The sequence below is a fragment of the Pseudonocardia sp. genome (genome assembly GCF_050246655.1).
In the GTDB taxonomy this organism is placed as follows: Bacteria; Actinomycetota; Actinomycetes; order Mycobacteriales; family Pseudonocardiaceae; genus Pseudonocardia.
Genome location: NZ_JBFWVQ010000152.1, coordinates 1 through 11,829 on the forward strand (window position 1 = coordinate 1; position 11,829 = coordinate 11,829).

Below are 11,829 nucleotides of genomic sequence, written 5' to 3' on the forward strand. Positions count from 1 at the left end.
GAGGTGCTGCACCGGGACAGCCTCGGCAGCCTGCAGACGATCGTCCCGGGCGCGGTGAACCTGATGACCGCGGGGCGGGGCATCTCCCACTCCGAGGAGAGTCCCGAGGACCGGACGCCGACGCTGCACGGCGTCCAGCTGTGGGTGGCGCTGCCCGCAGAGCACCGCGACGCCATGCCCGCGTTCGAGCACCATGCGGAGCTGCCGGCGCTGCGCGGCGGCGGCGCGACCGCCACGGTCTTCCTGGGCGAGCTGGGCGACGCGCGGTCGCCCGCGAAGGCGTACAGCCCGATCGTCGGCGCCGAGATGGTGCTGGAGGCGGGCGCGGACGTCCGGCTGCCGCTGCGCCCGGAGTGGGAGCACGCGGTGCTCGTCCTGGACGGCTCCGACGCGAGCGTGGACGGTGAGTCGCTGGAGCGCGGCCCGCTGCTCTACCTCGGCACCGGGCGCACCGAGCTGCCGCTGGCGGCCGGCGAACCCGCGCGCCTGCTGCTGCTCGGCGGGGAGCCGTTCGACGAGCGGTTCGTCATGTGGTGGAACTTCGTGGGGCCGGACCACCGGTCGGTCGTCGCGGCGCGCGAGCAGTGGAACGCGGGTGATCCCCGCTTCGGTGAGGTGCGCGGCTACGCCGGCGATCGGCTCCGCGCGCCCGCGCTGCCGTCGGTGCGGCTGCGGTCGCGGGGGCGAACGGGGTAGGCCGGGGTAGGCCGGGGTAGGCGAGGCGGCGTCGCCCCCGCGGACCGGTCCGGGTTACCGTCGCGGGCGTGACGGTCTACGTCGACGACGCGTACGTCCCGGCGACCGTCGGGCATGTGACGTCGCGGTGGTGCCACCTCGTGAGCGACGCCGACGACCCCGCCGAGCTGCACGTCTTCGCGGCACGGATCGGGCTGCGGCGGGCGTGGTTCCAGCCAGGGCGCCGTCCCGGGGACGGCAGCCCGGACCCGACGAAGGACCACTACGACCTCACCGAGGAGGCGCGGGCGCGCGCCGTCGCGGCCGGGGCGGTGGAGATCACCGCGCACGAGGGCGGACGGATGCGGCTGGCCCGTCGAGCGGCGCTGCGGGCGGGCTTGCCGTCGAGAACGACGTTGCGCTGATCAACAGGCCCCTCCGCGCGGCACAACGTCGTTCTCGACGGGGACCCCGGTCACCACGTGGGGGTGCAGGCTCGGCTCAGAGCAGCTGGACCGCGGCGGATCCCGCGACGAGCAGCGCGAGCCCGGCCGCCCTGCGCGCCCCGAGCGGACGTCGCGGCAGCCGCAGCCACCCCCGGGCGTCGACGGCCGCGGACGCCACCTGCTGCCCGGTGACGGTCAGTGCCACCGTCACCGCCGCGCCGACGGCCGGGATGAGCAGGAACGTGCCCGTCACGTAGGCGGCGGCGCAGGCGGCGCCGAGCCAACCCCACCAGGGCATGGTCGAGGACGGAACGGTCGGAGCGGGCGTGGCGCCGACGGCGAGCAGCACGGCGAGCACGGCCGAGATCGCCAGCGCGGCGACGGTGAAGCTCGTCAGGCCGACGGCGAAGGGGTCGTCCAGCGCGGTGCGCAGCCGGGCGTTGACCGCGCCCTGGACGGGCAGCGCCGCCCCCGCGGCGAGCCCGAGCAGCGGCCAGCCGTACGTACCGAGGCGCCGGGCTCCGCGACCTGCGGCGTGCGGATGCCCCGTCGTGGTCGTGGCCCGCGCACCGCGTGCGGGCAGGGCTGCGGCCCGGGAGCCGCCCGCGGCAGGGAGTGTGGTCGGTGCACCACCGGAGGCCGAGCCACCGCCCCTGACGGGCGCCCCGCCCCGCACCACCAGCCCGATCCCGGCCAGCGCGGCCACGGTCCCGGCGGCGATGCCGATCCCGAGGGGCCGCTGCGGCACGCCGATCGCACCGGTCAGGTCGAGCGCCGCGGACGCGAGCACCTGGCCGGTGACGAACAGCCCGCCTGCGGCGAGCGCGCCGAGGCGGGGGACCAGCAGGATCCCCGCGGTGATGTAGAGCGGGCTGGCGAGCCCGCCGAGCAGCCACCACGCGGGCACGTCGAGCACGCCGGTGAGCGCGCCGAGCCCGCCGCCCGCGAGGCCGAGCAGGCCGAGCAGCGCCGCCGCGAGCCACAGCTGCAGCGTCGACGCCCCGTAGGGCGTGCCGACCGCGCGGGTGAGCTGGACGTTGGCGGCGGCCTGCACGGTCAGCAGGCCACCGATGAGCAGGGCGCTCGCGAGGAGGACGGGGGTCACGCCGCACCACCGATCTGGACACGTCGTCCGGTTGTAGTCATGGACCGACAAACGGACGGAGCGTCCAGTTCATTCCCGCCGTAGGCTCCGCCCATGGCGACCCGGGAGATCCCCCTTGCCGGCGAGCCGCCGCCCCGGCGCGAGCGCGCCGACGCCGCGCGCAACCGTGCCCAGGTGCTCGCCGCGGCCGAAGCCCTCCTGCGCGAGCGCGATCCGGCCGACGTGACGATGGAGGACGTCGCCCGCGCGGCGGGAGTCGGGCGCGCGACCCTCTACCGGCGCTTCCCGGATCTCCGCTCGATCGCCGTCGCCCTGCTCGACCACCACGAGCGCGACCTGCAGCAACGCCTCCTCGACGGGCCGCCGCCGCTCGGCCCCGGCGCCCCGCCCGCCCAGCGCCTCGCGGCCTTCTACCGGGCCATGGTCGACCTGCTCGAACGCTGCGGGCACCTGCTGCGCGCCACCGAGAGCGGCGCCGCCCGGTTCACCACCGGGGCCTACGGGTTCTGGGCGGCCCACGTCCGCGTGCTGCTCGCCGAGGCGGGCGCCCCGCATCCCGCCGAGCTGAGCGACGTCGCCCTCGCCCCGCTCGCCCCGGAGCTCTACCGCCACCAGCGCGAGCACCTGCCGCCTGCCGCGATCGCGGACCGGCTGGCCTGGCTCGCCCACCGCATCGCCGCGCCCTGACGTGGCACGCTGGAGGTCGCGATGACCGCTCCGGCACGAACGCGATCGCCTCGGGTCACGGCCACGGCCCCACCGGGGCTGCGGCCGCTGCTCATCCGCCCCCACACCGGGTTCGCCGACGGAGCGGCGCCGCGGCAGTTCGTGATCCCGGCGACGGCCGCAGTCGCCGTGGTGGTGCGGCTGGGCGAGTCCGCGCACCGCCCGCCCGCGTTCGTCAAGGGCCCCGACGACGCCTTCGAGGTGCCGGTCGGGCGGTGCGCACCGGCGTACGCCGAGGCGTGGCTCGCCCCGACCGCGGCGTACGCGCTGCTCGGCGTGCCGCTGCACCACCTGCGGGGCCGGACCGTCGATCTCGCCGACCTTCTCGGCGGCGCCGGACGGGAGATCGCGGAGCGGATGCACGCCGAGCCGACCTGGACGGGCCGGTTCGCGCTCCTGGACCGCCTCCTGCTGCGCCGTATCGCCGACGGCCCGCGCCCGGCGCCCGAGGTGGCACACGCCTGGCGGCGGCTCACCGGTTCCGGCGGGCGGGTGCCGATCCGGGGCCTGGCCGAGGAGACCGGCTGGAGCCACAAGCACCTGATCACGATGTTCCGCAGACAGGTGGGCCTGCCGCCGCGCGCGGCGGCCCGGCTCGTCCGGTTCGACGGCGTGCTGCGCCGGGCGGAGCGGCCCGACCGGCCCGCCTGGGAGCGGATCGCCGCCGACGCAGGCTACGCCGACCAGTCGCACCTGGTCCGCGACTTCCGGGCGTTCGCGGGCACCACCCCGACGGTTTTCGCGCGCGAGGTGCAGCGCGTCCAAGACCCGAGGTAGGGCCCGCGCCTAGCGTCGCCGCCGTGCCAGCCCGTCCGACCCGGCCCGCGGTGCCGAGCGCCGCACAGGGAGCTGCGATGCCGTTCGCCGCCGACCCCGCCCGTGACTTCGGCGGTCTGATACACCGCACGCCGCGGACCGTGCTGTCGCCCGGTTCGCCCGCGGAGCTCGCGGCGGGGATCCGCACTGCCGCCGCAGAGGGGGTCGGGTTCGCCGCGCAGGGGCGGCGGCACTCGGTGTTCGGCCGCGGCCTGGTGGCGGACGGGATCGTCGCGGACATGACGGGCCTGCGGGCCGTCGGCGACGTCACCGCCCAGCGGGTCGTCGTCGAGGCGGGCGCGAGCTGGCGCGAGGTGCTCGCCGCCACGCTGCCCCGCGGGCTCGTCCCGGCGGTGCTGCCCGACTACCTCGATCTCTCGGTCGGCGGCACGCTCGCCGTCGGTGGGATCGGGGCGGCGACGGCGCGCCACGGCGCGGCGACGGACGCCGTCACCGCGCTGGAGGGGGTGACGGGCGCGGGGGAGGTCGCGAGCTGGGCGTCCGGCGACGCGCTGTTCGACGTCGTGCGCGCCGGCCTTGGCCAGGTCGCGGTGACGACGCGGGTGGCGCTGGCGCTCGTCCGCGCGCCCGTGACCGCGTACCGCCACCTGCTGGCCTACCGCGACGTCGCGGCGCTGCTGGCCGACCAGCGCCGGCTGGTCGGCCAGCTCGCCGACGGCGGGCTGCTCGCGGTGCAGGGCGCCGTCGTCGCCGGACCGGACGGCTGGACGCCGCAGCTGGAGGTGGTCGCCGACCGCGACGACCCCGCCGCGCTCGCGGGCCTCGCCGGGGAACCCGAACCGGTCGAGCCGCTGCCCTACCTCACCTGGCTCGACCGGCTCGCCCCGCTGGAACGGGCGCTGCGCGCCGCCGGGCAGTGGGAGCAACCGCACCCGTGGCTCACCACGTTCCTGCCGGACCGCACCGCCGACGAGCTGGTGGCGGGGGAGCTGGCCTGGCTCGCCCCGGCCGACCTGGGCCGGTTCGGCAGGGTGGTGCTCTCCCCGATCCCGCGGGCCGCGGTGCGGACCCCGATGCTGCGCCTGCCCGACGACGAGCTGTGCGTCCAGTTCAACCTGGTGCGCTTCCCCGCCTCCGGGGCCGCGGCCGCGCCGATGCCGGAGGCCAACCGCGCCGTGTACGACCGGGTGCGCGCCGCGGGCGGCACGCTCTACCCGGCGAGCGCCTTCCCGATGTCCGCGGACGACTGGCGGGCGCACTTCGGCCCCGTCCACGAGACGCTCACCGCGGCCCGCCGCCGCCACGATCCGGACGGCGTGCTCACCCCGGGCTACGAGGTGTTCCGCCCGTCGGTGGGGGACGCGGCAGCTGCTCCAGGCCGAGGATCCGGTCCAGGAGCCGCAGCCGGTAGGCGGCGGTGAGCGCGCCGAACCACAGCACCAGCGCCGGGAGCACCGCCACGAAGACGGGTGGGGCGGGCCCGGTGAGCCCGAAGTAGTCCGAGAGCGCAGGCACGAACAGGACCGCGGCGAACACCAGGACCAGCCCGCCGACGAGGTGCGCGGGCCGCCGGTCCGCGACGGGGGGCCTCCAGGCGGCGAAGAACCGCGACGGCGGGGCGAGGAAGAGGATCAGCACGAACGAGGCGAGGCACACGTAGGTCGACAGGCCCGTCTGGGCGCCGATGGTGGCCGATGCCTCCAGGAAGTCCGCGTCCGTGTAGGCCAGGCCGGTGTAGCTCTCGAACGCGGCGGTCACCTCGGCGGGGGTGCGCCCGCTGGACAGGCCCTCCGACACCCGCCGGTACAGGAAGGCGTACACGGCGGCCCCGAACGCGGCGGTGATCAGCGCGGCCGGGATCACGAAGCGGGCGAGGTTGGCCAGCAGGTGCTCGTCCGGCGGCTCGGGCCGGGCCCAGAAGGTGAGAAACAGCGTGGGGACGCCGACGGTGAGCAGGGTGAGCCCCACCTGCGTGGGGGAGTAGGGGAAGCCCAGGCCGAGCAGGGTGACCGCGAGGATCACCAGGCCCTGCGTCGCGACGCGGGTGAGGAAGACGTACATCGACACCGCGATGCCGTTGACGATCCGGCGGCCCTCCTGCCGGGCGGGCAGGAGGGCGGCGAAGGAGTCGTCGACCAGCACGATGTCCGCGACGTCGCGGGTGACGGGGCTGCCGCTGCGCATCGCGACGCCGACGTGTGCGCGCTTGAGGGCGCGGGCGTCGTTCACCCCGTCCCCGATCATCGCGACGTGGTGGCCGGTGCGGCGCAGGGAGGCGACGATCCGTTCCTTCTGCTCCGGGGCGATCCGGCCGAAGACGGTGGTGCCGGCGACCAGGGCGTCCAGGGCCGGATCGTCGAGGGCGTCGATGTCGCTCCCGCTCACCGGCTCGTCCGCCTCCAGCCCGGCGAGGACCGCGAGGGCGGCGACCGTGCGCGGATCGTCGCCGGAGACGACCTTGACGGCCACGCCCTGCGCCCGGAAGCGGGCGATGCTCTCGGCCACGTCCGGGCGCAGGTCGTCGGCGAGGACGGCGATGCCGACCGGCTCCAGATCGGGCAGGGCGGGGCGGCCTTCGGGGTCGCGCAGCCCGGCGTCGCGGTGCGTCGCCCTGGCGAGCAGCAGGACGCGCAGGCCGCGCCCGGTGCGGGCGGCGAGCACCTCGCCGGGCAGGGCACGGTCCAGGCGGGCGGCGAGGGTGTCGGGCGCCCCGAGCACCCACACGCCCTCGGCGGTCGCCACCCCCGACCAGCGCAGCGAGGAGGTGAACGGCACCTCGTCGCGCACCGGCCACGCCTCGCCGGGAAGCTGCGCGAGCGCCTCCGCGGTGCGGTTGGTCGCGGCGGTGCTGCGGGCCAGCGACCCGAGCGCGGCCCGGACGTCCCCCGGGGCGTGCCCGCCGAGCGGCACCACCTCGGTGAGGGTGAGCCGGCCGGTGGTGAGCGTGCCGGTCTTGTCCGTGCACACCACGGACACGCTGCTGACCGACTCGACGGCGTTGACCTGCTGGACCAGCGCGCCGCTGCGCGCGATCCCCGCCGCCCCGGCCGTGTAGGCCAGCGCGATGAGGAAGAACAGGCCGTACGGGACCAGGCCCGACAGCACGGCGGTGATCTGCACGACCCGGACGAGCGTGAACCCCTCCAGCGCGGCCTGCGCGAGGATCGCCCCGCTCATCAGCACCACGAGCGCCATGACGAGCCGGACGACGAACTCGATCCGCCGCTGCAGCGGGGTCTTGTCGGTGGTGGAGCGGCGCGCCTGCGCGGTGAGCCGCCCGGCATAGCTCGCCTCACCGACCTCCCGGGCGAGCTGGTGGCCGTCCCCCGCGACGCACAGGCTGCCGGAGCGCAGCTCGTCTCCCAGCTCCTTGACGACCGGGACGGACTCGCCGGTGAGCAGCGACTCGTCCGCCTCGATCCCGCCGTCGAGCAGCGGCCCGTCCACGACGACCTGGTCGCCCGCCCGCAGCCGCAGCACGTCCCCGCGCACGACCTGCTCGGGGTCGACCGCGACCTCCCGGCCGTCCCGCACGACCAGCACCGGTGCCCGGTCCAGCAGCCGCAACCCGTCCAGCTTGCGCTTGGCCCGGATCTCCTGCGCCGCGCTCAGCACCGCGTTGATCAGCCCGAGGCCGACGCTGATCAGCGCGTCGTTGTAGCGGCCCAGCACGAGCAGGGCGGCGCCGATGGCGAAGAGGATCGAGTTGTAGAACGAGAAGACGTTGGTGCGCAGGATGGTCGCGTAGCCGCGGGAGCCGCAGCGGACCGCCGTGTTCGCCTCGCCGAGGCGGCGGCGCCGTGCCGCCTCGGCCGTGGTCAGGCCGCGCCCCGCAGCCCCGACGGCAGCCCCGATCGCCGCCCCGGCCCCGGCCTCGGTCCCGACGTCCACCCGCGCACCTCCCGTGACGATCGTGACACGGGAGACCGACGATCTCCGTGGCCGGTGGGCGGGCCTCAGGGGACCTTCAGCCGCCTGCTCCCGGCGTGCCACTCCTGCACCGCGCCCGCCTCGCCGTCCGCGACGCCCAGCGCGCGCAGCTGGGGCAGCTCCCGCAGACTGCGCTTGAGCTCGGCGAACCCCGGGAACGACGCCAGCCCGATCACGTGGTCCCACAGCCGTTCGGCGTCGTCCCCGGTGGGCAGCCTGCTGATCACGGGGCCGAAGAAGGCCAGCCCGTCGGGCGGGCGGAAGTGCAGGATCGGGGTGCCGACGTCGCGGCCGGTGAGCGCGAGCGCCTCGTCGGTCTCGGCCTGCACGACCGCGTCCCAGGTGGCGTCGTCCAGGGCGTCCGCGAGGTCCGCGGGCAGCCCGGCCGCGGCCAGGACCGGCGCGACGAACGGCGCCGTGCCGCGTCGCTCGCGCCCTGCACCGTTGTCCTCTGCGGGGTCGGAGTCGAAGATCCTTGCGCCGAGCCCCTCGTAGAGCCGCGCGACGGCGGCGGGGCCGTGCTCCGCGCGGGTGCGGGCGCACATCCGCAGCAACCGCAGCCCCGCGGTGTGCCCGGCCTCGTACTCGGGCGGGAAGTGGGCGTCGTAGTCGATGTGCGCGTTGACCCGGCGCAGCGAGATGAACCGCCACTCCACCTCGTAGGCACGCCGCTGGGCCACGATCCGGACCCACTTGCTCGTCAGCCAGCAGAACGGGCAGACCGGGTCGAAGTAGAAGTGGAGATCGGCCACGCCGACGACGCTAGCCGCGGCGCAGCGCGCCCGCAGCGTGAGCCGGGATACCCACGGGCGCACCCGGCCCGGTACTAGCTCACCACCTCGATGCGGGGGTAGTCCGGCCACCACATCGCCTCCGCGACCTGTCGCTCCGGATCGGCGACGGCGACCTGGGCGAGCCCCTCGTCGGCGGCGGAGCGGACGACGGCGGCGGCGACGGCCGCCGAGACGCGGCGCAGGTCCGTCACCGGCGGCAGCAGCGCGCCGCCGGGGGCGGTCGCGTCCGCGAGCCCGGCGACGGCGTCCGCCGCCGCCGCGATCATCCCGGCGGACACCTGCCGCGCGCGGGCCACCGTGACGCCGAGGCCGAGGCCGGGGAACACGAGAGCGTTGTTGGCCTGGGCGATCTCGTGGCGTCGCCCGTCGAGGTCGACGGGCGCGAACGGGCTCCCGGTGGCGACGAGGGCGCGCCCGCCGGTCCAGGCGACGAGATCGGCGGGGCGCGCCTCGCAGCGCGAGGTCGGGTTGGACAGCGGCAGGATGATCGGCCGGGCGGTGTGCGCCGCCATCGTGCGCACGATCTCCTCGGTGAAGGCGCCCGGCTGGGTGGACGTGCCGATGAGCACGGTCGGTCGCACGTCCGCGACGACGTCGGCGAGCGAGCCGCCCGGAATCTCCCCGGCCGGGCGGGCGTAGGGGCGCTGGAAGTCGTACTGGTGCTCGGTGCGGTCCTCGGTGAGCAGGCCGTTCCTGCCGAGAGCCCAGAACCGCCGGGTCGCCTCGCGCGGATCGAGGCCCTCGGCGACCATGCGGTCGCGCAGCAGGTCCGCCACGCCCAGCCCGGCCGTCCCGGCGCCGTGGACGACGACCCGCTGGTCGCGCATGCGCCCGCCGGTGGCCCGCACCCCGGCGACGACGGCGGCGAGCACCACCGCGGCCGTGCCCTGCATGTCGTCGTTGAACGAGGCGGTGTCGGCGGCGTAGCGCTCCAGGATCCGCCGCGCGTTGGTGGCGCCGAAGTCCTCCCAGTGCAGCAGCGCGTGCGGGAACAGCTTCCCGGCGGCGGTGACGAACGCGTCGATCAGCCGGTCGTAGCGCTCGTCGCGGATCCGGGGGTGGCGCTCGCCGAGGTACATGTCGTCGTCGAGCAGGCCCACGTTGTCGGTGCCGGTGTCGAGGACGACGGGGATCCCGCGGTCCGGGTGGATGCCGGCCGCCGCCGTGTAGACCGACAGCTTGCCGATGGCGATCTCGACCCCGCCCACGCCCTGGTCGCCGATGCCGAGGATGCCCTCGGAGTCCGTCGCGACGAGCAGGTCGACGTCGTCCGGGCCGCGGCAGGTGTTGCGCAGCGCCGCCTCGACGTCCTCGGGACGGTCGACGGACAGGAACACCCCGCGTGAGCGGCGGAACTCGTGGCTGAACCGCTCGATCGCGAGCCCGACCGTCGGGGTGTAGACGATCGGCAGCATCTCGGCGACGTGCTCGGAGAGCAGCCGGTGGAACAGCACCTCGTTGCGGTCGCGCAGCGTCGCGAGATAGACCCACTTGCGCAGGTCGCTCGGCTGCGCCGAGTACTGCTCGTAGGTGCGGCGGAGCTGCTCGTCGATCGTCGACACCCGGGCCGGCAGGAGCCCCAGGAGCCCGAGGTCGCGGCGCTCCTGGCGGGTGAACGCGGTGCCGCGGTTCACGGCCGGGGTGGCGAGCACCACCGCGCCGCGCCCGGAGATCCGCGCGACCAGCCCATGCGCGTCGCGGGTCAGCTCGTAGGGTCGCCCGCCTCCGGGGCCGTTCGCGCCCAGGTCGGTCATCGTCGTCCCACCTCTCCGTCGGCTCCGTCGGCGTCAGTGATTCAACCGCTCCACGGGCCCCCGGCGGTATTGCGTGCGTTGTGGTCATGCCGGAACGGACCACCGCCGACCGGTCCGAAGGTCCCTCGCCCGGCCCTGCCGAACGGACCGTGCACCTGGACCGCATACCTCTATGGGATGACGTTGCGTCATCGAACAGTAGAACGTATCCGCTCGGGCGCAGGATCCGGGTGACGGACCTCTGAAGAGGACGGAAGCGAGGGATCAACACATGGGCGTGTTGCGGATGGGTTACGTCCACGCCAAGGTCACCGACCTGGAGGAGGCGAAGCAGCACTACGGCTCCACGATGGGGCTCTACGAGACCCGCAGCGAGCCGGGCCGGGTGTTCTACAAGGGCTGGGACGAGTGGGATCACCACTCGGTGGTCCTCGAGGAGGGCGGCGTCGGGCTGGCCAAGATCGGCTACAAGGTCGCCGACGCCGGTGACATCGAGATCTACGAGAAGCGCGCCGAGCAGTTCGGGTGCACGGTGCAGCGGATGGCGGCCGGGGAGAACCCGGAGGTCAGCGACGGGATCCGGATCACCCTGCCGTCCCGCCACGAGCTCGAGCTCTACCACGACATGACACTGGTCGGCACCGAGGTCGGCACCATCAACCCGGACGTCTTCCCTCGCCACCTCATCGGCGTCGGCGCGCCCCGCGTGGAGCACGCCCTGCTGGCCACGGACGACGTCAGGCTCGCCGACCGGTTCTTCTGCGAGGTCCTCGACTTCTACGCCACCGAGCGCGTCCAGACCTCGCTCGACGACGACTGCGGGTACATCGGGACGTGGCTCTCGGCGGGCAACCAGGTGCACGACATCGCGTTCATCGACGGCCCGCCCGGCAAGCTGCACCACTTCGCCTTCCAGCTCAAGGACTGGGCGGAGATCCTCAGGGCGGGCCAGCTGTTCGCCATGGACGACGTCTCCGTCGACATCGGCCCCACGCAGCACGGCATCACCCGGGGAGAGACGATCTACTTCTTCGACCCGGCGGGCAACCGCAACGAGGTGTTCGCGGGCGGGTACTTCTCCTACCCGGACCGCCCGACCCACGTCTGGACGCCCGACCAGCTGGCCAAGGGCATCTTCTACGTCCAGCGCGAGCTGAACGACCGGTTCACGACCGTCTTCACCTGAGACACGCGTGGTGCCGGCCGGCGGGCACGCCCGGACGGACGCATGATCCGTTTCATTCTTGGGACGGGCGTCCGTTCGGGTGTGACACGTTTGGCCCTGTCCTCCGGGCGACCCGGCTCACGAGACTCGTCCCGGCCAGCACCGCCCGGGCCCGGAGGACCGCCATGCCGTACACCATCGACAGCATCGACCCCGCCCGCACCGCCGTGATCGTCGTCGACATGCAGAACGACTTCGTCGCCGACGGCGCGGCGCTGCAGTCGAAGCAGGCGAACGCCATGGTCGAGGAACTGGCGCAGACCCTCGACTTCGCCCGCACCCACGGCATGAAGGTCGTCTACACCGCCCACGTCCACCGCTCGGACGGCTCGGACATGGGCATGTACGACGACCTGTACCCGCCGATCGCGGACCGCGCCGCCCTGGTCGACGGCAC

11 protein-coding genes are annotated in these 11,829 nt (G+C 75.0%); 7 read left to right on the forward strand and 4 right to left on the reverse strand.

Translation table 11 applies throughout. The features are described 5' to 3' along the window. Positions 1 to 696: pirin family protein (locus tag AB7J25_RS27995; RefSeq protein WP_428513890.1), on the forward strand; the 696-nt coding region annotated here is incomplete at its 5' end. 68 nt (positions 697 to 764) lie between these two features. After that, on the forward strand, positions 765 to 1,100 hold the full coding sequence (locus AB7J25_RS28000; RefSeq protein ID WP_428513892.1) for a DUF4031 domain-containing protein: 336 nt from the start codon (positions 765 to 767) through the stop codon (positions 1,098 to 1,100). 76 nt (positions 1,101 to 1,176) lie between these two features. Here AB7J25_RS28000 and AB7J25_RS28005 read toward each other — a convergent pair whose 3' ends face one another. Continuing rightward, entirely contained in the window at positions 1,177 to 2,226 is a 1,050-nt protein-coding gene (locus AB7J25_RS28005) for a DMT family transporter (RefSeq protein WP_428513894.1), read from the reverse strand. A 93-nt stretch (positions 2,227 to 2,319) separates the two neighbouring features. On the opposite strand from AB7J25_RS28005, the gene AB7J25_RS28010 reads away from it, so the two are divergent. From AB7J25_RS28010 to AB7J25_RS28020, 3 genes are all read left to right on the forward strand, one after another. After that, complete coding sequence (locus AB7J25_RS28010) at positions 2,320 to 2,913, forward strand: TetR/AcrR family transcriptional regulator (RefSeq protein WP_428513896.1); 594 nt, start codon at positions 2,320 to 2,322, stop codon at positions 2,911 to 2,913. Between the two features lie 21 nt (positions 2,914 to 2,934). Continuing rightward, positions 2,935 to 3,729, forward strand: coding sequence for a helix-turn-helix domain-containing protein (locus AB7J25_RS28015; protein WP_428513898.1), 795 nt, complete (start codon positions 2,935 to 2,937; stop codon positions 3,727 to 3,729). Between the two features lie 77 nt (positions 3,730 to 3,806). Continuing rightward, a complete protein-coding gene (locus AB7J25_RS28020; RefSeq protein WP_428513900.1) occupies positions 3,807 to 5,150 on the forward strand; it encodes an FAD-binding protein in 1,344 nt (447 codons plus the stop codon). On the opposite strand, the gene AB7J25_RS28025 is transcribed toward AB7J25_RS28020, so the two are convergent. The 3 genes from AB7J25_RS28025 to AB7J25_RS28035 form a co-directional block, all read right to left on the reverse strand. Beyond that, positions 5,050 to 7,620, reverse strand: coding sequence for an HAD-IC family P-type ATPase (locus AB7J25_RS28025; RefSeq protein WP_428513902.1), 2,571 nt, complete (start codon positions 7,618 to 7,620; stop codon positions 5,050 to 5,052). The two genes, AB7J25_RS28020 and AB7J25_RS28025, sit on opposite strands and share 101 nt — an antisense overlap. A 65-nt stretch (positions 7,621 to 7,685) precedes the next feature. Then, on the reverse strand, positions 7,686 to 8,411 hold the full coding sequence (locus AB7J25_RS28030) for a DsbA family protein (RefSeq protein ID WP_428513904.1): 726 nt from the start codon (positions 8,409 to 8,411) through the stop codon (positions 7,686 to 7,688). A 74-nt stretch (positions 8,412 to 8,485) separates the two neighbouring features. Then, entirely contained in the window at positions 8,486 to 10,207 is a 1,722-nt protein-coding gene (locus AB7J25_RS28035; RefSeq protein WP_428513906.1) for an NAD-dependent malic enzyme, read from the reverse strand. A gap of 271 nt (positions 10,208 to 10,478) precedes the next feature. Between AB7J25_RS28035 and AB7J25_RS28040 the strand changes: the two genes are divergently transcribed. Then, positions 10,479 to 11,393 (forward strand): catechol 2,3-dioxygenase, encoded by a 915-nt coding sequence (locus AB7J25_RS28040; protein WP_428513907.1) that lies wholly within the window; start codon positions 10,479 to 10,481, stop codon positions 11,391 to 11,393. A gap of 164 nt (positions 11,394 to 11,557) precedes the next feature. Further along, a partial coding sequence (locus tag AB7J25_RS28045; RefSeq protein WP_428513909.1) for an isochorismatase family protein occupies positions 11,558 to 11,829 on the forward strand: 272 nt, incomplete at its 3' end.

What these genes read in the sequence shown, in the direction of transcription:
- AB7J25_RS28010 (WP_428513896.1), top strand. Translation starts at nt 2,320, where the DNA reads ATGGCGACCCGGGAGATCCCCCTTGCCGGCGAGCCGCCGCCCCGGCGC.
- AB7J25_RS28015 (WP_428513898.1), top strand. Translation starts at nt 2,935, where the DNA reads ATGACCGCTCCGGCACGAACGCGATCGCCTCGGGTCACGGCCACGGCC.
- AB7J25_RS28020 (WP_428513900.1), top strand. Translation starts at nt 3,807, where the DNA reads ATGCCGTTCGCCGCCGACCCCGCCCGTGACTTCGGCGGTCTGATACAC.
- AB7J25_RS28035 (WP_428513906.1), bottom strand. Translation starts at nt 10,207, where the DNA reads ATGACCGACCTGGGCGCGAACGGCCCCGGAGGCGGGCGACCCTACGAG.
- AB7J25_RS28040 (WP_428513907.1), top strand. Translation starts at nt 10,479, where the DNA reads ATGGGCGTGTTGCGGATGGGTTACGTCCACGCCAAGGTCACCGACCTG.